We start from the raw sequence: 20,089 nt of genomic DNA, 5'->3' as shown, positions 1-20,089 counted from the left end.
ATAAGAACACACAGCAGGCTAGGCGCAGGGGCACGTTCTCTCGTTCCACTCCGTTCCGCTTCTTTCCTAGCTTCTTTCCTTTATCGCCGGTCCCGCTGTATCACCCTATCCAGCGCGCTGTCTCCCAGAGTCTATGCATCTATCCGATCTGAAGAACCTCCATGTCGGCGAGCTCGTCGACATGGCCGTCAAGAACGAGGTCGACGGCGCCAATCGCATGCGCAAGCAGGAGCTCATATTCGCGCTCCTCAAGAACCAGGCGAAAAAAGGCGACGCGATCTACGGCGGCGGAACGCTCGAAGTGCTTCCCGACGGCTTCGGCTTCCTGCGCTCGCCCGACACGTCGTATCTCGCGGGCACCGACGACATCTACGTCTCGCCCTCGCAGATCCGCCGCTTCAACCTGCACACCGGCGACACGATCGAAGGCGAGATCCGGACCCCGAAGGACGGCGAGCGCTATTTCGCTCTGGTCAAGGTCGACAAGGTCAACGGCGAGTCCCCCGAGAACTCGAAGCACAAGATCCTCTTCGAGAACCTCACCCCGTACCATCCCACCGAGCATCTGAAGCTCGAGCGCGAGATCAAGGCCGAGGAGAACTTCACTGGCCGCATCATCGACATCATCGCGCCGATCGGCAAAGGCCAGCGCGGTCTCATCGTCTCGCCGCCGAAGGCCGGCAAGACGGTGCTCATGCAGCACATCGCGCACGCGATCACGGCCAACCATCCCGAAGTCGTCCTCATCGTGCTGCTCATCGACGAGCGTCCCGAGGAAGTGACCGAGATGCAGCGCTCGGTGAAGGGCGAAGTGCTCTCGTCGACGTTCGACGAGCCGGCGTCGCGGCACGTGCAGGTCGCCGAGATGGTGATCGAGAAAGCCAAGCGCCTCGTCGAGCACAAGAAGGACGTCGTGATCCTGCTCGATTCGATCACGCGTCTCGCGCGCGCCTACAACACCGTGGTGCCGGCTTCCGGCAAGGTGCTGACGGGCGGCGTCGACGCCAACGCGCTCCAGCGTCCGAAGCGCTTCTTCGGCGCCGCGAGGAACGTCGAAGAAGGCGGCTCGCTCACCATCCTCGCCACCGCGCTGATCGACACCGGCTCGCGCATGGACGACGTGATCTACGAGGAGTTCAAGGGCACCGGCAACATGGAAGTGCACCTCGACCGCCGCATGTACGAGAAGCGCATCTTCCCCGCCATCAACGTCAACCGCTCGGGCACGCGCCGCGAGGAGCTGCTCATCAAGCAGGACGTGCTGCAGAAGATCTGGGTGCTGCGCAAGCTCCTGTACCCGATGGACGAGCTCGAGGCGACCGAGTTCCTGCTCGACAAGGTCCGCGCGACGAAATCGAACGCCGATTTCTTCGATTCGATGCGCCGAGGCTAGTCCTCGTAAACGCCCGACGCCGTCGGGCGTTTTCCTTTGTGGCGCCGAACTCGCAGGCGCTGTATGGGTCTCTACAGCAGCCCCGTCGTTCAGAACTCACGCAAGGATTTCCATGAAGCTACGCCTGACCTCCGTGCTGCTCGCCTGCGCCGTCTCGGCCGGCGCTTTCGCCCAGAAGGAGCCCGCCGAAGTCACCGACAACGAGATCGCCAAGTACAAGGTCTCCGCGGAGAGCGAATGCCGCGTCGGCGCCGCGGGCAAGGGCGACCCGGCGGACATCGCCGCGTTCTGCAGCTGCCTCTTCGCCTCGCTCAACAAGACCATGACCCGCCCCGAGTGGCAGCAGGTCTACTTCTACGCGAACACCAACGGAGGCGCCCGCGCCCGCGCCGTGCTCGATCCCCACCTCCAGAAGGCCGAATGCAAGCCGCAGGGCGCGGCGACGCAGGCGGCGCCGACCACTCCGGCACAAAAGCCGCTCGACCTGAAGCTCAGGGCGCGCTAGACGCACGGGCATGCCTGTCGCAACATCCCCGCTGGAATAACGGGGAGTTGCGCGATGTTCCGTGTGTTGTTGTTGCTCGTCGTGGCGGTGCTGGCGGGGTGTATCGCACCGCTGCCGCCCAGCCCGCAGGAGATCGAAGCCAAGCGCTTCGAGGCGGTGCCCGGCAAGGCGGTCATCTACCTCGTGCGCGGCAATCCCGACCTTTCGCTCGAGGCCGGGACGGTATCGCTGGACGACGCCATGATGGGCAGCACCTACCCCGGGACCTTCTTCCGCTGGGTCGTGGAGCCGGGCCGGCACCAGATCCGCGGCTTCGCGGGGGACAACGGAGGGATCGTCATCGACGTATTGCCCGACCGCGTATACTACGTTCAACACTCGTACTGGCGGGGTTTCGCAGGTTTCGGGCAGTCCTATTTCCGGCTCATACCCGAGCCGTACGGCCGCGACGCGGTAATGCGGGCCGAACTTGCAGGAGGACGCTGACATGCTGAAGACCTGGATCGGAATCGTACTCGCGCTGGTCACCCTCGCAGCGTGCGCGCCGATGGCGCCGCAAGCCGTGCCGACCGTGCAGGGCGCCCCCGGCAAAGCCGTGATCTACGTCGTGCGCACCCGGCCCGACACGAGCTATCTCACCGCCCCCATCACCCTCGACGGCCAGCCCCTCGGCGCCACGTTCGCCGGCACCCACCTGCGGCTCGAAGTCGCCCCCGGCACCCATCGGCTCGCCGGTTACGGCGGCGACATGGGCTCGATCACGGTCAACGTCGCCGGGGACCGCGTGTACTTCGTCCAGCATTCGGTCGCCGGAAGCTGGCGCGCGCCGCAGCCGATGTCGTTCTTCACCCTGCTCGACGACGCGCGCGGACGCGCGGCGCTTGCCCGCGCGCCGCAACGCGCGGACGGCGCATGAGCCTGCGGCGCTTCGCACTCGCCGTCCTGGCGCTCGCGAGCCTGATGCTCGCGGGGTGCGCGTCCACACCCGAGGCGAGCCCGGAGCGCGATGCGCTCGCCAAGGAGTTCCTGACCCACCCCGCGGCGTCGACGATCTACGTCTATCGCAGCCCCTTCAACCATCTCGACGCCGACACCGTGCTGTACATCGACGGCCGGCTGATCGGGGCGACGCGTCCGGGGGCGTTCTTCCGGGTCGACGTCAATCCCGGCCGGCACGTGCTGCACGGCAACGGCATCGATCTGGGCGACTTCGAGCTGCACACGCGGCCCGGCGAGATCTATTTCGTCTCGCTCGATGTGGCCGGCGGCCACGCCCAGTACCGGCTCGTGCCCACGGCGGTCGGCCAGCAGACCGTCCGGGCGTGCTGCGCGCTGCTCGAGAACTGGTGGCCGGGCCAGAGGCCTTTCATTCGCTGAAAGATCTACGCCGCTGCTTCGGCCCGGCAAGCCGGGCCTCGCCGCGCAACGGCGTGCTTAGGCGGCTATCGCCGCTACGTGCTACATGATCGGTCGCCCGAACCTTGCGCAACCGGACGATATCCTTGATAATTGGCGGTTTTCCGCAACCCGCGCTCGCGTACACCCGCCGCGAGCCACAGAGGGGCCCATGAAAGCCAAAATCCACCCGCAATACAAAGAGATCACGGTTCACTGCAGCTGCGGCAACCAGTGGACCACCCGCTCCACGATGGCCAAGGATCTGCACATCGAAGTCTGCTCGGCGTGCCATCCGTTCTACACCGGCAAGCAGAAGGTGCTCGACACCGCCGGCCGCATCGAGAAGTTCAACCAGAAATACGGCACGCGCCGCCGCGCCGCGCCGGCGGCCGAGGCAGCGCCCGAGGCGAACAAAGCCTGATATCGGCGCAATCCAGAAAAGGCAGCTTCGGCTGCCTTTTTTGTTTTCTGCGCCGACTTACAATCGGGCTTCCCTGAATCCCGAATCCTGACTCCTATGAAGAAGTTTCGTATCGCAGTCATCCCCGGCGACGGCATCGGCAAGGAAGTGATGCCCGAGGGCCTGCGCGTGATGGAAGCCGCCGGCCGCAAGTTCGGCATCGAGTGGAAGTTCGACGAGTTCGACTGGTCGTGCGACCACTACCGGAAGCACGGCGTGATGATGCCGGACGATGCGCTCGAGAACCTGAAGAAGCACGATGCGGTGTACTTCGGCGCGGCGGGCTGGCCCGCGACGGTGCCCGACCACATCTCGCTGTGGGGACTGCTCATCCCGTTCCGCCGCGGCTACGACCAGTACGTGAACCTGCGTCCGGTGCGTCTCATGCCCGGCATGAAGTGCCCGCTCGCCGACCGCAAGCCCGGCGACATCGACTTCTGGGTGGTGCGCGAGAACAGCGAAGGCGAGTACTCTTCGATCGGCGGGCGCATGTACCAGGGTACCGAGCGCGAGTTCGTCACGCAGCAGGCGGTGTTCTCGCGCAAGGGCGTGGACCGCATCCTCAAGTACGCGTACGAGCTCGCGATGAAAGGCAGGAAGAAGCACGTCACCTCGGCGACCAAATCGAACGGCATCTCGATCTCGATGCCGTACTGGGACGAGCGCGTGAAGGAGATGGCGGCGAAGTACCCCGAGGTGAAGACCGACTGGTATCACATCGACATCCTGTGCGCGCACTTCGTGATGAATCCGGATCGCTTCGACGTGGTCGTCGCGTCGAATCTCTTCGGCGACATCCTGTCGGATCTCGGCCCGGCGGCGACGGGCACGATCGGCATCGCGCCGTCGGCGAACATGAATCCTGAAAAGGTGTATCCGTCGCTGTTCGAGCCGGTGCACGGCTCGGCGCCGGACATCTACGGCAAGAAGATCGCGAATCCCATCGGCCAGATCTGGGCGGGCGCGATGATGCTCGACCACCTCGGCTGTCCCGAAGCGGGCGCCGCGGTGGTGAAAGCGATCGAGACCGTGCTCTCCGAAGGCCCGAAGACGCCGGACCTGGGCGGCAAGGCCGGCACCGCGGATCTCGGCAAGGCCGTCGCCGAGGCTCTTTAAGTCGAAAGCTTCAACACGGAGGACGCGGAGGAACGCGGAGGGCACGGAGGAAAAACAGCTCGTCATCGCGAGGCGCCGAAGGCGCCGTGGCGATCTCGTGGCGCACGGTGACGGACGCTCCGCGATTGCTTCGTCGCGTTGCTCCTCGCAATGACAAACGCTTTTCCTCCGTGTCCTTCGTGCCCTCCTCCGTGTCCTTCGTGCCCTCCTCCGTGCCCTCCGTGTAATTGCTTTGAAGTTCTAGAACCCCGCGACTCCGCCATCGGACCGCGGGTCCGCCCCGCCTTCGAGCGCGCCGTTCCTGTGGCGCACGATCGCGCCGGCGTGGCCGACGGTCTCGTCCCACGGGTCGAGGATCTCGACCTCGTGCCCCAGCTGCATCAGCGAATGCGCGAGCCCCATCTCGAAGCGCGCTTCGAGCTTGAGCGTGTCGCTCGTGTCGCCCCACGTGCGGCCCAGGAGCCAGCGCGGCGCGGACACCGCGGCCTGCGGATCCATGCCGAAGTTGACGATGCGGGTGAACACCGCTGACTGGCTCTGCGGCTGCCCGTCGCCGCCCATCGCGCCGTAAACCATCGTGCGCCCGTCCTTCAACACCGCGAGCGCGGGGTTGAGCGTGTGGAAAGGCTTCTTGCGCGGCACGAGCGCATTGACCGCGTACTGGTCGAGCGAAAAGCTGCAGCCGCGGTTCTGCCAGTTGATGCCGGTATCCGGCAGCACCACGCCGCTACCGAACTCGTGATAGATGCTCTGGATGAAGGACACCGCACGGCCTTCGCCGTCGATGACGCCCATCCACACCGTGTCGCCCGGACCCTTGCCACGTGCGGTTCCCCACGGCATCGCACGGCGCCGCTTCACCTTCGCCGCAAGCTCCCGCACGGTCCGCTTCGACGCGAGCCGCCGCGGGTCGACCGTCATGTAGCGCGGGTCTTCGATGTACGCGTCGCGTATCGAGAACGCCTGCTTGGCCGCTTCGACGCAGAGGTGCACGAACTCCGGGCTCGCGGGACCGGTGCGCCCGACCTTGAGCTCGTCGAGCACGCCCAGTATGAGCAGCGACACCAGCCCCTGCGTCGGCGGCGTCATGTTGTAGAGCGTACCCGCGCTGTGCTTGAGATGGAGCGGATCGACGAGGCGCGCGTGATGCGCCGCGAGATCGTCGAGCGCGAGCGGGCTGCCGATCCTTGCCAGGTCTTTCGCGATCGAGCGCGCCACATCGCCGCGATAGAAATCGTCGGTGCCGGCTTCGGCGATGCGCCTCAGCGTCGCACCGAGCTTCTTCTGGAAGAAGAGCGATCCGACCTTCGGCACCTTGCCGCGATCGAGAAAAGTCTTCGCGAAGTTCGGCTGGTCGCGCAGCTCTCCGGCTTTTTTCGCGGTGCTCGACGCCTGGCTCGGCGTGACGGGTATGCCGTTCTCCGCATACCAGATCGCGTCGGCGAGCAGACGTTTGAGCGGCATGCGCCCGCCCAGCGTGCGGCGCGAGAGCAGGTGTGCCGCGCCCCAGCCCGAGATCGTGCCCGCGACGGTGTTCGCGGCGACGCCGCCGCGAAACGGGATCGCATCGCGTATTCGTAGCGCGCGATACCAGTCGATCGACGCGCGTGCCGCAGCCGCGCCGCAGGCGTCGATCGCCCCGGGCGCCTTGCCGGGATTGTGTACGAGCCAGAAGCCGTCGCCGCCGATCGAGTTCATGTGCGGATACACGACCGCGATCGTCGCCGCGGCGGCGATCGTCGCTTCTACCGCGTTGCCGCCTTCGCGCAGCACGTCGAGCGCCGATTGCGATGCGAGCGCGTGAGGTGCGACCGCCATTCCGCGGCGGGCGCGCGTTGAAGAGAGCATCGAAAGCCTTGGCCGAAAACGCCTGAGTTTACGCGACGGCGGCGCCGTGCTCCGCGTTACACTCGCCCTCCATGGATGCGCTCCTCAGGCTCGCGCGGGCGATCGACGCGCTGAACGAAAAAGTCGGATGGCTCGCGACGTGGCTCGTGCTCATCGCGTCCCTCGTCAGCGCCGGCAACGCGGTGATGCGCTGGGGCTTCGATACGAGCTCCAACGCGTGGCTCGAGATCCAGTGGTATCTCTTCGCGGGCATGGTGATGCTCGGAGGCGCCTACACGCTGCGCATGAACGAGCACGTGCGCGTCGACGTCTTCTACAGCCGCTACAGCGAGCGGGCGCGAGTGTGGCTCGATCTCCTCGGCGCGCTCTTCTTCCTGCTGCCGATGGCCGTCATCATCGGCTGGCTGTCGTGGCCGATGTTCCTCAACGCCTACAGCACCGGTGAGATCTCGGGCAACGCCGGCGGGCTCATCCGCTGGCCCGCGAAGATCCTCATCCCGATCGGCTTCCTGCTGCTCACGCTGCAGGGCGTGTCCGAGATCATCAAGCGCGCCGGGACGCTCAGCGGCCGTGCGGACGCGGGCACCGCCCAGTACGAGAGGCCGTTGCAGTGATCTCGCGCGACGTGATGGCGCCGCTCATGTTCGGCGGACTCATCGCGTTCATGCTGATCGGCTATCCGGTCGCTTTCTCGCTCGCCGCGGTCGGGCTCTTCTTCGGCTTCATCGGTATCGAGCTCGGCTTCTTCGAGTTCGCCCTGCTGCAGGCGCTGCCCGAGCGCGTCTTCGGCATACTCGCGAACGACCTGCTGCTCGCGATCCCGTTCTTCACTTTCATGGGCGCGGTGCTCGAGCGTTCCGGGCTCGCCGAGGACCTGCTCGAAGCCGCGGGCCAGCTCTTCGGTCCGGTGCGCGGCGGCCTCGCCTACGCGGTGATCTTCGTCGGCGCGCTGCTCGGCGCGATCACCGGCACCGTCGCCGCTTCGGTCATCGCGATGGGGCTGATCGCGCTGCCGGTGATGATGCGCTACGGCTACGACATGCGCATCGCGACCGGGGTCATCGCTGCCTCGGGAACGATCACCCAGCTCATTCCCCCGTCACTCGTGCTGATCGTGCTCGCCGATCAGCTCGGCAAGCCGGTCGGCGACATGTACGCGGGCGCGATCGGCCCGTCGATCGCGCAGGTGCTGCTCTTCTGCGCCTTCATCGCCCTGGTGTCCGTCTTCCGTCCCGACCGCGTGCCGGCGCTGCCGCCCGAAGCGCGGACCCTGCGCGGCGCGGCGCTGCTGAAGCGCGTGCTGTGGGGCGTGGTGCCCTCGCTCATCCTGATCTTCCTCGTGCTGGGGACGATACTCGCGGGAATCGCGACGTCGACCGAAGGCGGCGCGATGGGCGCGGTCGGCGCGCTCGCGCTCGCGGCGATACAGCGCCGCCTGAACTGGCCGATGCTGTGGCACGCGATGAGCTCGACGCTGCGGCTGACCGCGATGGTCACTTTCATCCTGATCGGATCGACGGTGTTCACGCTGGTGTTCCGCGGCGTGGACGGCGACCTGTGGATCGAGAACATGCTCACGTCCCTGCCGGGCGGCGTCGTGGGCTTTCTGATCGCCGTCAACCTCTTCGTCTTCGTGCTCGCGTTCTTCCTCGATTTCTTCGAGATCGCGTTCATCGTCATTCCGCTGCTCGCCCCCGTCGCCGCCAAGCTCGGGATCGATCTCATCTGGTTCGGCGTGCTGCTCGGCGCGAACATGCAGACCTCGTTCATGCATCCGCCGTTCGGCTTCGCGCTCTTCTACCTGCGCGGCATCGCACCGAAAGAGGTGAAGAGCAGCGACATCTACTGGGGCGCGGTGCCGTGGGTCGTGATGCAGCTCCTGCTGGTCGCGATCCTGATCTTCTGGCCCGGGCTGGTGACGAGCTTCATCCCGAAGCCGAAGACGATCGATCCCGCGAAGATCGAGATACAGCTCGATACGCCCGCGCCGCCTTCTCCAGGTCCCGGAAAAGACGATCCCTCGGCCGAGATCGAGCGGCTGCTCAAACAGCAGTCGCGCTAGCGCTTGCGCGACAGGCGAACCACGCCGAACGCGCCGAGCGCGATGAGCGGCAGCCCGAGCCACCAGCGCTGGCGCTCGCGCGCGAGTGAAGACAGGTGGCGCAGCACGAGCTCGTCGCCGGCCGAGATCTCGCTGCGGCCGGCGAGATACTGGCGCAGCCGCTCGACGTTCTCGGGCGGCAGCTCGGTCCGGCCCCAGCGCACGTCCTGCTCGAGCGCTCTCAGTCGCGTGAGCTCCGCTTTGGCGCGCGCGATCGACTCGAGCGTCTCCTCGCGCGTCGCGCGCTCGAATTCGGTGAGGAAAGCAGTCTGCACCGGCGGCGCATAGGTCTCGATCGCGGCGAGCCACGGCTGGTCCGCGGCGGGCACCGCGGCGAGCAGCAGCCCCGCTGCGGCGAGAACGCCGGCAACCCCACGCGCGATCGCGCGCCCCGAGCTGCGGCGCGCGAGCGCGACGACGCCGATCAGCGCCGCCGCCGCGCCGAACGCGCTGACGATCGCCGGCCCGGTGGGTAGATCCCAGGCCCACGACGCGGCGAGACCTACCGTGGTGAGCGCGATGCCCAGCGACCACGCGAGCGCGAGCCGGGGGCCGAGACGCATGGAGAATAATCCCGCCAGCGCGGCCGGCACGATGAGATACGTGAAGACGAGCAGCACGCCCGCGACGCGCACTGACGACGTCACGACCAGCGCGAACGACGCGTAGAACACCACGTCCCACACGAACACGCGGCGTCCCCGCGCGAGCTCGAACGAGACCTCGATCAACGGCCGTCTGAACACCACGTGCACCATGCCGATCGCTGCGTAGAGGCCGGCGATGGCGGCGATTTCCCGCGGCGTCACCGTCAATATCGAGCCGATGAGGAGCTGCTTGATGTGCTCCGCGCCCTGCGGCGCGCGATCGAGCGCGAGCACCCCGAGCGAGGCCGACACCACGTACACGATGCCGATCACCGCTTCCTGCTGGATGCGGCGCTCGTAGCCGCGTGCGAGCGCGAAGACCATCGCGCCGCCGAGCGCAAAGGCGAGCGCCCACCAGTACGCGGCCTCGCTCTGCGGCGCGTGTCCGGCGAGCATCGCGACGGTGATGCCCAGCGCCGCGACCTGCGCGAGGGAGAGGTCGACGAACACCACCCCGCGCGCCAGCACGTGCAGGCCCAGCCACGCGTGGATCAGCGTCAGCACGACGCCTGCCGCGAAAGGCCACAGCAGGAGCTCGATCGCGCTCATCGTGCTGACGCGAGCGCCGCGGCGAGCGCGCTCACGTTGGCGTCCATCGATCGAACGTAGTCGTAGCCCGACGCGTGGAGCTGCGCCACGCGCGCGCCGGTCTCGCTCGCGATCAGTCGCGCCAGCGCCGCGTTCGAGTGCGGCTCCGCGATCAGCACGGGCACGCGCGCCTCGCGCATGCGCCGCACCAGCTCGGCGAGCTCGCCCGGCGCGGGCGGCACGCCGGGATGCGGCTCGGCGGCGGCGACGATCTGCAGGCCGAACGCCTCGGCGAGGTACGACCAGCTGTCGTGCATCACCACGAGCTTCGCGCCGCGATGCGGCGCGAGCGTGCGCCGCCATTCCGCGGTCTTTTTCCCGACGGTCTCGGAAAACGCACGCGCGCCGGTTTCGAAGACCGCTGCATCGTTCGGCCGAAGCTTCGCCAGCGCCTCGCGTATCGCCGCGGCGATCGCGACCGCGTTCTCCGGGTCGAGCCAGTAATGGGTGTTGCCGAAAGCGTGGACGTGCGACGCGCGCTCTGCGCGCAGGCGCGGCGTCCGAGTCTGCAGGAGCCGCACGTTGCGCGAGGCGTCGAGCACCGCGACGCGGCTCGGCACGCCGAGCTTCGCGAACCACGGCTCGTGATCGAGGCCGACGCGGATGACGAGGTCCGCGGAGCGCGCCCGTGCGAGCTGCGCCGGTGTCAGCTCGAGCGTGTGCGGATCGTGCTCGGGCGCGGCGAGGCTCTCGGCCGCGATGCGCGCGCCGCCGACCGCTTCGGCGATCGACTTGAGATCCGCCGACGTGGTGACGACGCGAAGCTGGGCGTGACCGGGCCCCGGCGCCGCCGCGAGGGCGAGCGCCAGGACGACCCCGCGCAACACTACGCGCGTTTGGTGAAGATCGACTTCGGGATCATGCAGTGCACGCCCTTGCGCACGTCGACGACCTGCGACACGCGGCAGTCGGCGGCCATGGACACCAGGCTGTACGCCTCGTAACGGTCCATCGGCACCATCTTCTGGGTCGACAGCCAGCTCACCGCCTCGCGTACCGCGTTGGTCATCGCCACGTTGAGGTCCTCGTGTACGCCGACGGTGATCCAGTGCGTGCGCGTCTCGATGAAGGGCCACTCGAGCTTCATGTCCTTGCGCACGATCGGCTGGATGCGGATCTCCTTGTACGAACATTCCAGCGCGGTCAGGTTGACTTCGCCGTTGCCTTGGCGGCAGTGCGAATCGCCCATCCAGATGAGCCCGCCCTTGAGGAACACGGGATAGAACACCGTCGAGCCTTCCTGCATCTCGTTGATGTCCATGTTCGAGCCGTTCTTCCACGGCCGCAGCGTCGACACCGGCGCCATCGGGTCTTTCGCGCCGCCTTTGCGCGGGCTCGGATCGTTGGGATCGATGCCGATCGCGAGGGTGCCGGGGAACGGCTGGAGGTCGAGCGTGATGCCGGGCTTGAACTCGGTCGTGCGCTTCTGGAGATCGAGATTGAAGAAGCGCAGGAAGCCGTCGGGCATCTCGGAGGCGAGCGCGCCGATCGTCGGGAACTCCTTGCCGGGCAGGTTGAAGTTCGTCGCGAACGGCTTGGGCTCGATGCGCAGGATGCGCACTTCGAGCACGTCGCCGGGCTCCGCGCCGTTGACGAAGATCGGGCCGGTCATCGAGTGCGGGCCGCCGCCGGGATTCGCCTTGCGCAGCTCGACGATTTTGTTCATGTCGACACCCGGCTTGATCTGGTCGTGCGAGTGCATCATGGTCTCGATCGAGACCGTGTCGCCGGAGTTGATCGTGAGCTTGGGCGGCTCCTTCGGATCGAGCCAGCCCCACTGTACGGTCTCGAGCGTCGCAGGCAAGGTGTGGTGCTTGCCGGCCGCCGCCTTCGGCGCCCAGCCGTGATCGCCGCGTGCGGGACCCGACTGCTGGGCGATGACTGCGCCGCCTGCCAACGCCGCGGCCATGCCGACGGCAACCCACGTGCGCTTCGTCGTTCTGTTCATGTTGTCCCCCCGGGGTTGGAAACGCGTGGTTATGTTGGAGGGACGCGGAAGCGCCCGTCAAGCGCCGATCGCGGCGGGAACCAAGCGCATGCCGCTGCCGTCCATCAGCACGAAGCTTGCACGGCGCGAGTGCGATCGCGCACCGAAATCGAGCGCTCGAGTCGCTATGCGATAATCACGGAACGCTTCAAGAACAACAGCATGCCCCTTCCGCCTCCGCGTACCGCGTGCGTCTGCCGATGATCTCGCGCCGCCGCCTGCTCGTCATCGCGCTGTGTTTCGCGTGGGTGTTGCCCGGCCTCGTCGCGCACGATCCATGGAAACCCGACGAGGCGTACACCTTCGGCATCGTCTACGAGATGCTGCGCGGCGGATCGTGGATCGCATCAAAGCTCGCGGGCGAGCCTTTCCTCAAGGAGCCGCCGCTCTACTACCTCACCGCGGCCGCGAGCGGCGTGCTGTTCTCGCCGCTCCTTCCGCTGCATGATGCGGTCCGTCTCGCGACCGGCGCGTGGGCGCTGGTCGCGCTCCTCTTCTGCGGCCTCGCGGCGCGCGAGCTGAACGGCCCCGGCTACGGCGCGCTCGGCATCGCGCTGCTCATCGGCTGCTTCGGCCTCGTCATCCGCTCCCACCAAATCGTGCCGCAGGTCGCGGGGGTCGCCGGCTTCGCGATGGCCTACTACGGCTGCGTGCGGGCGCTGCGCGGTCCGATGGTGGGCGGGCTCTGGCTCGGCACCGGACTGGGCGTGGTCTTCCTGTCGCAGGGCATTCCGGAAGCGATCACCGTCGCGTTGATCGCGCTGACGCTGCCGTTCGTGAGCAGCACGTGGCGCACGCGCGAGTATGCGGTCGCGCTGGGCATCGCGTGCATCGCCGCGGCGCCGTGGCTGACCGTATGGCCGCTGCTGCTGCACACCTATTCGCCCGAGCTCTTCCACGAGTGGCTGCGAAGCGAGACCGCGGCTCGACTCTATGGGCGCGCGGGAACGGGCCTCTACTACCTGCGCATCCTGCCGTGGTACGCGTGGCCGCTGTGGCCGCTCGCACTGTGGGCGATCTGGCGCGCGTTCGGCAACGGCCCCGCGAAGCCCGGCATCACGCTGCCGCTCGCGGGCTTCGTCATCACCCTGCTCGCGCTCACCGAAGCCACCGACAAGCGCGAGCTCTACGCGCTGCCGCTGCTCGTGCCGCTGGCGCTGCTCGCCGCCCCCGGCACCGTGAGCCTCAGGCGCGGCGCCGCGAACGCCTGGTACTGGTTCGCGGTGATGGGCTTCACCTTTTTCATGCTCGTCGGCTGGGTGTACTGGTCGGGGCTCGAGCTCGGCATCCCGCCGCGGCTGCACGCCCACCTGCATCGCATCCAACCCGGCTACACGCCCGGTTTCCACTGGCTGCCGTTCGTGATCGCGCTCGCGTACTGCGCCGGGTGGGTCGCGGTGCTCGTGCGCATGAAGAAAAGCCCGCAGCGCCCGGCGTTCGTCTGGGCGGCGGGCGTGACCGTCATCTGGGCGATGCTCGCCACGCTCTTCATCGGCTGGGTCGACACCGGCAAGAGCTACCGCGGCATGATCCGCAGCATGCAGGCCGCGCTGCCCGCAAGCTACGACTGCATGGCGAGCCGCGACCTCGCCGAGCCCCAGCGCGCGATGCTCCACTATTTCGCGGGCATCGTGACCTATCGCGAGGAGTCGCCGGCGCGGCGCCACGACTGCGAGCTCATGCTGGTGCAGGGGGTGGCGCAGGAGGAGCGGCCGCCGGCGGGAAGCTGGCAGAAGATCTGGGAGGGCACGCGACCCGGAGACAAGGTGGAACGCTACCGGCTGTACCGGCGTTTGTAGCGCAGGCGCCCTCGCCTGCAGGCGGGCGCCTGCGCTACGGAATCTTTCGGGCGACACCCGGTCCAACCGCCCTTGCGCGATTTCAGGACGATATGAACGACACCCTCCAGCGATTCCTCTTCGAAGGCGCCCCGATCCGGGGTGAAGTGGCCCACCTCGACGCGACCTGGCGCGCGGTGCTCGAACGGCACGAGTACCCGCCGGTATTGCGCACGATCCTCGGCGAGCTGATGGCCGCGGGCGCGCTGCTCGCCGCGACCCTCAAGTTCGACGGCTCGATCATTCTCCAGCTCCACGGCACGGGCCAGGTCAAGCTGATCGTCGTCGAGTGCACGAGCGAGCAGACGCTGCGCGCGACCGCGAAATGGGACGGCGAGCTTCAACCCGACGCGGGTCTGGGCGACCTCGTCGGCGCGAACGGGCGCTTCGTCATCACCCTGGTGCCGCCCGAGGGCAAGCAGAGCTACCAGGGCGTGGTGGAGATCGATCCGGCGGGCGTCGCGGCTTCGCTCGAGCGCTACATGCAGAATTCGGAGCAGCTCGAGACGCGCCTCTGGCTGGCGGCCGGTAACGAACGGGCAGCCGGCCTGCTGCTCCAGAAGCTGCCTGCGGGCGAGGAGCCGGACGAGGACAGCTGGAACCGCGCGACCAGGATCGCCGAGACCGTCACCCGGCCGGAGCTGCTTTCCCTGCCGGTCCGCAAGCTCCTGCACCGGCTCTATCACCAGGAAGACATCCGCCTCTTCGAGCCGCGGCCGGTCTCGTTCCGCTGCTCGTGCTCGGGCGAGCGGGTCGCGGCGATGCTGCGCATGCTCGGCCACGCCGAGGTCCGTTCGATCATCGAGGAGCGCGACACGGTCGAAGTGACCTGCGAATTCTGCAACCGCGCCTACCGCTACGACTCGGTCGACGCGGAACAGATCTTCGCCGCCCCGCGGGTGGAGCGGCCCGGAGCGACCCGGCACTGACCGCGCCGCGCGCCCCCAGGGAGGGCGCGCCTTGTTTTTGCCCGGGTCCCTCCGGGAGCGGTAAACTTCCCCTCCCGCAGTGCAACACCCGTGTCCACAGTCAGCCCCGATAGGAGAGAGCCATGAGCAGCGAACGCGAAGTCGTCGTCCTGAGCGGAGTCCGTACGGCGATCGGTGATTACGGCGGCGCCCTGAAAGACCTGGCGCCCAGCGATCTCGCCGCCACCGTGGTCAAGGAAGCCGTGAAGCGCGCCGGCATCGATCCCAAGCAGGTCGACCAGATGGTCCTCGGCAACGTGATCCACACCGAAGCGAAGGACATGTACATCTCGCGCGTCGCGTGCCTCAAGGGCGGCCTGCCGCAGGACACGACGGCGCTCACCGTGAACCGCCTCTGCGGCAGCGGCCTGCAGGCGATCGTCAGCGCGGCGCAGGCGATCCAGCTCGGCGATGCGACGACCGCGGTCGCGGGCGGCGCCGAGTCGATGAGCCGCGGCGGCTATCTCGACACGACCAAGCGCTGGGGCGCGCGCATGGGCGACGCCCAGGTGACCGACATGATGGTGGGTGCGCTCACCGATCCGTTCGACACCGTGCACATGGGCATCACCGCCGAGAACATCGCCGAGAAATGGAAGATCACGCGCGAGCAGCAGGACGAGTTCGCGGTCGAGAGCCATCGCCGCGCGGTGAACGCGATCGACAAGGGCTACTTCAAGGACCAGATCGTCCCGATCGAGATGAAGACGCGCAAAGGCACCGTGGTGTTCGACAAGGACGAGCATCCGCGCGCCGATGCTTCCCTCGAAGGGATGGCCAAGCTGCGCGCCGTCTTCAAGAAGGAAGGCGGCAGCGTCACCGCGGGCAACGCCTCAGGCATCAACGACGGCGCGGCGGCGGTGGTGCTGATGGAGAAGTCGGCCGCCGAGAAAGCGGGCCTGAAGCCCATGGCGCGTCTCGTGTCGTACGGCCTCGCCGGCGTCGATCCCAGGATCATGGGCATCGGCCCCGTTCCCGCGGTCAAGCGCGCGCTCGACAAGGCCGGCCTCACGGTCGAGGACATGGACGTGATCGAGTCGAACGAAGCGTTCGCGGTGCAGGCGCTCGCGGTGTCGTGCGATCTGAAATTCGACGCGAAGAAGACCAATCCCAACGGCGGCGCGGTCGGCCTCGGCCATCCCATCGGCGCGACCGGCGCGGTGTTGACGGTGAAAGCGCTGCACGAGCTGCAGCGCACCGGCGGTCGCTACGCGCTGGTGACGATGTGCATCGGCGGCGGACAGGGGATTGCAGCGGTCTATGAACGGCTGTAGCCGTTCATAGACCGCTGCGCGGCCGGTAAACGAACAGAGGGAAACCCAGGTTTCCCTCCGTAACCTCCCTTCCTTTAAAAACGCCGCATCCTTCGCGGCGTTTTTTCATGGACCGCGCCTGTGGCGCTCCAGCTCTGCGAGACAGAAGTGCGTGAACGCCAGTCCTGAAAGCACCGGCGCCACCAGATTCACGAACGGCACGTAATACACCGGCGCCAGCGCGAGCCCCAGCCCGTACAGGCGCGAGCCGTTGTTGCTCACGATCTCGCGATACTCGTCGCGAGTCGCGTGCTCCGACAGCGCATCGAAGCGAAAGAGCCGCTGCATGAGATAGGCGGACGTGAGCGCGGGCACCAGCACCGCGCCGAAGCCGGTCAGCCACAGCGGCAGCGTCACGATCCACAGCAGGGCGAACACGCCGACCGCGACGACCGCGTTCACGATGCTGCCCGTCACGTTCATGCCGCCGCGCTTCGCGAGCTGCGGATATTCGCGCTCCACCGTCGAAACGATCACCGGCATCGCGACGAGCTCGGTGATGACGATCGCGGTGACGAACGTCGAGCCGATCACCAGCGCGAAGAGCAGCAAGGCCGCGCTGCCGCTGGCGAACGTATCCGCATAGCCGCCGAACCATGCCGCAACCGTGCCGGAGCCGAGGAAAGCGCGCAGCGGCCGCATCCATGCCTCCCAGAAGAACCACGCGAGCGCGGTCCACAGCACGATCGCGCCGAGCATCGGCAGCACGAGCACGCCGAGGATGCGCGGTTTGAAGACATCGCGCAGCGCACGGGCGTAAGCGCCAAAGAGGGTCATGGCGCGCAAGTATACAATTCGGTATGTCTTCCGCACTCACCGCGCTGCCCGCGTGGCGCGCCCTCGAGCAGCACGGCCGCGCCGCCGATCTCGACCTTCGCAAGCTCTTCGACGCCGACCCCCGCCGCTTCTCGCGTTACTCGATCCGCCACGGCGAGCTGCTGCTCGATTTCTCCAAGCACTGGCTGACCGACGAGACGCTGCGGCTGCTCGCGGCGCTCGCCGAAGCGCGGGACCTGCGCGGATGGATCGAGAAGCTGGTCTCGGGCGAGCGCATCAACGTCACCGAGAACCGTCCGGTGCTGCACACCGCGCTGCGCAGTCGCACGCCCGTCGTGCTCGACGGCCGCGACATCACACAGGACGTCGCGCGCGTGCGCGCGCAGATGCGCTCGTTTTCGGACGCTTTGCGTCACGGCGCGCTGAAAGGCGCGACCGGCCGCACGGTCACCGACGTGATCAACATCGGCATCGGCGGCTCGGACCTGGGACCTGCGCTCGCCGTCGAAGCGCTGGCGCCGTATGCAGCCGAATCGGTACGCGTGCACTTCATGTCGAACGTCGACGGCGCGCACGCCGCTGCGATCCTGTCGAAGCTCGACCCGCACAGCACGCTCGCGATCGTCGTCTCCAAGACCTTCGGCACGCAGGAGACGCTCACCAACGCGAAGACGGTGCGCGCGTGGCTCGAGCAGGCGGTGGGCAACCGGAGCGGCGAGCATTTCGCGGCGGTCACGGCGAACGTCAAGGCCGCGCACGGCTTCGGCATCGCCGACGATCGTATCTTCGAGTTCTGGGACTGGGTCGGCGGCCGCTATTCGATGTGGTCCGCGGTCGGCCTGCCGATCGCAGTCGCGGCCGGCATGGACGCGTTCGAAGCGCTGTGCGACGGCGCGCGCGAGATGGACGAGCACTTCGTGACGGCGCCGTTCGACCGCAACATGCCGGTCGTGATGGCGCTGCTCGGCGTCTGGCACGGCGACTTCTTCGGGCGCACCGCGCACGCGGTGCTGCCGTACGACATGCGCCTGAAACGTTTCCCCGACTATCTCCAGCAGCTCGAGATGGAGAGCAACGGCAAGCGCGTCACGCGCGACGGCGAGAGCGTCGACTACGACACCTGTCCGGTGGTGTGGGGCTCGCCGGGGACGAACGGCCAGCACGCGTTCTACCAGATGCTGCATCAGGGAACCGAGATCGTGCCCGCCGATTTCGTCGCGTGCGCGAAGCCGCACCACACGCTTCCCGGGCACCACGCGATCCTGCTCGCGAACTGCTTTGCCCAGAGCGAAGCCCTGATGCGAGGCAGGACCGCCGAAGAAGTGCGCGCGGAGCTGGAGAAGCAGGGTTTGCCCGAGCCCGAGGTCGAGCGCCTCGTCGCGCACAAGGTTTTTCCGGGCAACCGGCCCAGCAGCACGATCGTGCTGGACGCGCTCACGCCGCGCGCGCTCGGTTCGCTCATCGCGCTGTACGAGCACAAGGTCTACACCCAGAGCGTGATCTGGGGTATCAATGCTTTCGATCAATGGGGCGTGGAGCTCGGCAAGAAGCTCGCCGACCGCATCCTGCCGGAGCTCACCGGCGCGGCGTCCGCGGCGGCGCACGACAGCTCGACGAACGGTTTGATCAACTATACAAAATCAAAAACCTGACTACCCCTCACCGCCGGCCCCTCTCCCAATCGGGCGAGGGGAGTTCGAGACGCGCAAAGCGCGCGTAAAAATTCAGATGGAGGTCTACAAAATGAACGACGAAGCTCTGAACATGAGCATCCGCAAGTTCCTCAAGACGGTGGGCGTCAACTCGCAGCTCGCGATCGAGAAAGCGATCCGCCAGGCGGTCGAGGACGGCAAGCTCAAGGGCAACGAGACCATGCCCGCGCAGATGACGCTCACCGTGGGGACGCTCGATCTCAACGTACAGTTCGACGGAGAGCTCAGGCTGACTTGAGCCTTTTGCGGTGCGTTACGCCTGCCGGCCAACGCACCCTGCGCGTCGTGCGTCGTCATTCCCGCGCATGCGGGAATCCAATTTGACGTTAGCGATGTTGCAGCGGCTTCAGAATCAGCTCGTCCCCGCGCTGCGCGATCTCGACGTGGCGCAAAAAGCTCATCCCGAGGAGGACGAGCGCCGGGTCGAGCCCATCCGCGACGATCGCGCTCGCGCCGGAGAGTCGCATCGAGGCGAGCTCGACGCTCGCGAGCCGCGTCGCGTAACCCTGCGACGGCCCCGCGGCGGTCTGGATCTGCACCGGCAGACCGCGCTCGAGCCCGAGCTTGTCCGCGAGCTCGCGCGGCACCGCGATCTGGGTCGCGCCGGTGTCGACGAGGAAATTCACCTTGTGACCGTTGATCGCGCCGCCTGCGACGAAGTGTCCCGCGCGATTGCGCTTCAGCACGATCTCGCCCGCGCCCGTCATCTGCGGAGCGCGGTTCGGGTTCATCTGGTGCTCGAGGTAGCCGTAGAACAGCCCCGCGCCGCCGCCGAGGAGCGCGAGCCAGATCAGGGTATGAAGTAAGGTCCCGCCGCGCGTGAAAACCGGGGTCAGACCCCGATAAGGCCGGGGTCTGACCCCTGTCACAGCCTGAGGAAGTTGTCGCGGTAGTAGCGCAGCTCGTCGATCGATTCGTGGATGTCGGCGAGCGCTTCGTGCTTGCCCTGCTTGGTGAGCCCCGGTGCGACGCCTTTCCAGCGCCGCCACAGCTCCTTCAGCGTGCTCACGTCCAGGTTGCGGTAGAGGAAGTACTCTTCGAGCCGCGGCAGGTACTTCGCCATGAAGCGCCGGTCCTGGTGGACCGAGTTGCCGCACATCGGCGACACGCCCTTCGGCACGTACTGCGCGAGGAACGCGATCATCTGGTCTTCGACGTCGGTCTCCGAGAGCCTCGACGCCCTCACCTTCTCGGTGAGGCCGGACTTGCCGTGGGTGGAGCGGTTCCAGTCGTCCATGCCGTCCAGCACCGCGTCGGGCTGATGGATGACGAGCACCGGCGCTTCGGCGATCGTGTTCAGATCGCGCGTGCCGTCGGTGATGACGATCGCCACTTCGAGCACGCGATCGCGCTCGGGGTCGAGACCGCTCATCTCCATGTCGATCCAGATGAGGTTGCCGGCGTCTTGTGCCATAATGATTTCCGCTTCGAAGCGGTT

21 protein-coding genes are annotated in these 20,089 nt (G+C 67.2%); 14 read left to right on the top strand and 7 right to left on the bottom strand.

The features are described from left to right. Window positions 1-133: 133 nt before the first annotated feature. The 7 genes from rho to VHP37_12920 all read left to right on the top strand — a co-directional run bounded on the left by rho (window position 134) and on the right by VHP37_12920 (window position 4,872). On the top strand, window positions 134-1,393 hold the full coding sequence (rho, locus tag VHP37_12950) for a transcription termination factor Rho (protein ID HEX2827249.1): 1,260 nt from the start codon (window positions 134-136) through the stop codon (window positions 1,391-1,393). 112 nt (window positions 1,394-1,505) lie between these two features. Next, window positions 1,506-1,898, top strand: a complete 393-nt coding sequence (locus VHP37_12945) for a hypothetical protein (protein HEX2827248.1) — start codon at window positions 1,506-1,508, stop codon at window positions 1,896-1,898. Between the two features lie 54 nt (window positions 1,899-1,952). Next, on the top strand, window positions 1,953-2,384 hold the full coding sequence (locus tag VHP37_12940; protein ID HEX2827247.1) for a hypothetical protein: 432 nt from the start codon (window positions 1,953-1,955) through the stop codon (window positions 2,382-2,384). Between the two features lies 1 nt (window position 2,385). Beyond that, a complete protein-coding gene (locus tag VHP37_12935) occupies window positions 2,386-2,814 on the top strand; it encodes a hypothetical protein (GenBank protein ID HEX2827246.1) in 429 nt (142 codons plus the stop codon). After that, window positions 2,811-3,275, top strand: coding sequence for a DUF2846 domain-containing protein (locus VHP37_12930; GenBank protein HEX2827245.1), 465 nt, complete (start codon window positions 2,811-2,813; stop codon window positions 3,273-3,275). Before VHP37_12935 ends, VHP37_12930 begins: the two co-directional genes overlap by 4 nt. A 190-nt stretch (window positions 3,276-3,465) precedes the next feature. After that, window positions 3,466-3,717: a 50S ribosomal protein L31 gene (gene rpmE / locus VHP37_12925; protein ID HEX2827244.1), complete on the top strand. Its 252-nt coding sequence runs from the start codon at window positions 3,466-3,468 to the stop codon at window positions 3,715-3,717. Window positions 3,718-3,813: 96 nt separating this feature from the next. Beyond that, the gene (locus VHP37_12920) at window positions 3,814-4,872 is read left to right on the top strand and encodes a tartrate dehydrogenase (protein HEX2827243.1); all 1,059 of its coding nucleotides are present in this window, start codon (window positions 3,814-3,816) and stop codon (window positions 4,870-4,872) included. 240 nt (window positions 4,873-5,112) lie between these two features. On the opposite strand, the gene VHP37_12915 is transcribed toward VHP37_12920, so the two are convergent. Beyond that, window positions 5,113-6,690, bottom strand: a complete 1,578-nt coding sequence (locus VHP37_12915; GenBank protein HEX2827242.1) for a gamma-glutamyltransferase family protein — start codon at window positions 6,688-6,690, stop codon at window positions 5,113-5,115. A 101-nt stretch (window positions 6,691-6,791) separates the two neighbouring features. Between VHP37_12915 and VHP37_12910 the strand changes: the two genes are divergently transcribed. Both VHP37_12910 and VHP37_12905 read left to right on the top strand, forming a co-directional pair. Beyond that, window positions 6,792-7,334 (top strand): TRAP transporter small permease subunit, encoded by a 543-nt coding sequence (locus tag VHP37_12910; GenBank protein HEX2827241.1) that lies wholly within the window; start codon window positions 6,792-6,794, stop codon window positions 7,332-7,334. 14 nt (window positions 7,335-7,348) lie between these two features. Continuing rightward, window positions 7,349-8,782, top strand: coding sequence for a TRAP transporter large permease subunit (locus VHP37_12905; protein HEX2827240.1), 1,434 nt, complete (start codon window positions 7,349-7,351; stop codon window positions 8,780-8,782). On the opposite strand, the gene VHP37_12900 is transcribed toward VHP37_12905, so the two are convergent. Genes VHP37_12900 through VHP37_12890 form a run of 3 tightly spaced genes read right to left on the bottom strand, consistent with a single transcriptional unit; the run spans window position 8,779 to window position 12,004 of the window. Beyond that, window positions 8,779-10,017, bottom strand: coding sequence for a metal ABC transporter permease (locus VHP37_12900; protein ID HEX2827239.1), 1,239 nt, complete (start codon window positions 10,015-10,017; stop codon window positions 8,779-8,781). The genes VHP37_12905 and VHP37_12900 overlap by 4 nt on opposite strands. Beyond that, complete coding sequence (locus VHP37_12895; protein ID HEX2827238.1) at window positions 10,014-10,880, bottom strand: metal ABC transporter substrate-binding protein; 867 nt, start codon at window positions 10,878-10,880, stop codon at window positions 10,014-10,016. The genes VHP37_12900 and VHP37_12895 overlap by 4 nt, the downstream gene beginning before the upstream one ends. 2 nt (window positions 10,881-10,882) lie before the next feature. After that, on the bottom strand, window positions 10,883-12,004 hold the full coding sequence (locus VHP37_12890; protein HEX2827237.1) for an acetamidase/formamidase family protein: 1,122 nt from the start codon (window positions 12,002-12,004) through the stop codon (window positions 10,883-10,885). Between the two features lie 227 nt (window positions 12,005-12,231). Here VHP37_12890 and VHP37_12885 point away from each other — a divergent pair, with 227 nt between their 5' ends. From VHP37_12885 to VHP37_12875, 3 genes are all read left to right on the top strand, one after another. Next, a complete protein-coding gene (locus tag VHP37_12885) occupies window positions 12,232-13,842 on the top strand; it encodes a hypothetical protein (GenBank protein HEX2827236.1) in 1,611 nt (536 codons plus the stop codon). Between the two features lie 92 nt (window positions 13,843-13,934). Then, window positions 13,935-14,810, top strand: a complete 876-nt coding sequence (hslO, locus tag VHP37_12880; protein HEX2827235.1) for an Hsp33 family molecular chaperone HslO — start codon at window positions 13,935-13,937, stop codon at window positions 14,808-14,810. A gap of 122 nt (window positions 14,811-14,932) precedes the next feature. Beyond that, the gene (locus tag VHP37_12875) at window positions 14,933-16,123 is read left to right on the top strand and encodes an acetyl-CoA C-acyltransferase family protein (protein HEX2827234.1); all 1,191 of its coding nucleotides are present in this window, start codon (window positions 14,933-14,935) and stop codon (window positions 16,121-16,123) included. Window positions 16,124-16,228: 105 nt separating this feature from the next. Here the strand turns inward: VHP37_12875 and VHP37_12870 are convergent, their stop codons facing one another. Further along, window positions 16,229-16,939, bottom strand: coding sequence for an EI24 domain-containing protein (locus VHP37_12870; GenBank protein HEX2827233.1), 711 nt, complete (start codon window positions 16,937-16,939; stop codon window positions 16,229-16,231). 23 nt (window positions 16,940-16,962) lie between these two features. Between VHP37_12870 and pgi the strand changes: the two genes are divergently transcribed. Both pgi and VHP37_12860 read left to right on the top strand, forming a co-directional pair. After that, window positions 16,963-18,591, top strand: coding sequence for a glucose-6-phosphate isomerase (gene pgi, locus VHP37_12865; GenBank protein ID HEX2827232.1), 1,629 nt, complete (start codon window positions 16,963-16,965; stop codon window positions 18,589-18,591). Window positions 18,592-18,682: 91 nt separating this feature from the next. Next, complete coding sequence (locus tag VHP37_12860) at window positions 18,683-18,889, top strand: DUF6494 family protein (protein ID HEX2827231.1); 207 nt, start codon at window positions 18,683-18,685, stop codon at window positions 18,887-18,889. 88 nt (window positions 18,890-18,977) lie between these two features. On the opposite strand, the gene VHP37_12855 is transcribed toward VHP37_12860, so the two are convergent. Together VHP37_12855 and orn are read right to left on the bottom strand one after the other, a co-directional pair. Beyond that, window positions 18,978-19,520, bottom strand: a complete 543-nt coding sequence (locus VHP37_12855) for a TIGR02281 family clan AA aspartic protease (protein ID HEX2827230.1) — start codon at window positions 19,518-19,520, stop codon at window positions 18,978-18,980. Beyond that, complete coding sequence (gene orn / locus VHP37_12850; protein HEX2827229.1) at window positions 19,517-20,065, bottom strand: oligoribonuclease; 549 nt, start codon at window positions 20,063-20,065, stop codon at window positions 19,517-19,519. Before orn ends, VHP37_12855 begins: the two co-directional genes overlap by 4 nt. Window positions 20,066-20,089: the final 24 nt, after the last annotated feature.

It is taken from the genome of Burkholderiales bacterium, from assembly GCA_036262035.1.
Lineage (GTDB): Bacteria > Pseudomonadota > Gammaproteobacteria > Burkholderiales > SG8-41 > JAQGMV01.
Note: the sequence above shows the minus strand (reverse complement) of the source record. Positions and strands in the feature narration are given on the sequence as shown.

Bases quoted from the DNA above. Each gene is read 5' to 3' on its own strand.
- rho (HEX2827249.1), top strand. From the start codon at position 134: ATGCATCTATCCGATCTGAAGAACCTCCATGTCGGCGAGCTCGTCGAC.
- VHP37_12945 (HEX2827248.1), top strand. From the start codon at position 1,506: ATGAAGCTACGCCTGACCTCCGTGCTGCTCGCCTGCGCCGTCTCGGCC.
- VHP37_12940 (HEX2827247.1), top strand. From the start codon at position 1,953: ATGTTCCGTGTGTTGTTGTTGCTCGTCGTGGCGGTGCTGGCGGGGTGT.
- VHP37_12935 (HEX2827246.1), top strand. From the start codon at position 2,386: ATGCTGAAGACCTGGATCGGAATCGTACTCGCGCTGGTCACCCTCGCA.
- VHP37_12930 (HEX2827245.1), top strand. From the start codon at position 2,811: ATGAGCCTGCGGCGCTTCGCACTCGCCGTCCTGGCGCTCGCGAGCCTG.
- rpmE (HEX2827244.1), top strand. From the start codon at position 3,466: ATGAAAGCCAAAATCCACCCGCAATACAAAGAGATCACGGTTCACTGC.
- VHP37_12920 (HEX2827243.1), top strand. From the start codon at position 3,814: ATGAAGAAGTTTCGTATCGCAGTCATCCCCGGCGACGGCATCGGCAAG.
- VHP37_12915 (HEX2827242.1), bottom strand. From the start codon at position 6,690: ATGGCGGTCGCACCTCACGCGCTCGCATCGCAATCGGCGCTCGACGTG.
- VHP37_12910 (HEX2827241.1), top strand. From the start codon at position 6,792: ATGGATGCGCTCCTCAGGCTCGCGCGGGCGATCGACGCGCTGAACGAA.
- VHP37_12905 (HEX2827240.1), top strand. From the start codon at position 7,349: ATGGCGCCGCTCATGTTCGGCGGACTCATCGCGTTCATGCTGATCGGC.
- VHP37_12900 (HEX2827239.1), bottom strand. From the start codon at position 10,017: ATGAGCGCGATCGAGCTCCTGCTGTGGCCTTTCGCGGCAGGCGTCGTG.
- VHP37_12890 (HEX2827237.1), bottom strand. From the start codon at position 12,004: ATGAACAGAACGACGAAGCGCACGTGGGTTGCCGTCGGCATGGCCGCG.
- hslO (HEX2827235.1), top strand. From the start codon at position 13,935: ATGAACGACACCCTCCAGCGATTCCTCTTCGAAGGCGCCCCGATCCGG.
- VHP37_12875 (HEX2827234.1), top strand. From the start codon at position 14,933: ATGAGCAGCGAACGCGAAGTCGTCGTCCTGAGCGGAGTCCGTACGGCG.
- VHP37_12870 (HEX2827233.1), bottom strand. From the start codon at position 16,939: ATGACCCTCTTTGGCGCTTACGCCCGTGCGCTGCGCGATGTCTTCAAA.
- pgi (HEX2827232.1), top strand. From the start codon at position 16,963: ATGTCTTCCGCACTCACCGCGCTGCCCGCGTGGCGCGCCCTCGAGCAG.
- VHP37_12860 (HEX2827231.1), top strand. From the start codon at position 18,683: ATGAACGACGAAGCTCTGAACATGAGCATCCGCAAGTTCCTCAAGACG.
- orn (HEX2827229.1), bottom strand. From the start codon at position 20,065: ATGGCACAAGACGCCGGCAACCTCATCTGGATCGACATGGAGATGAGC.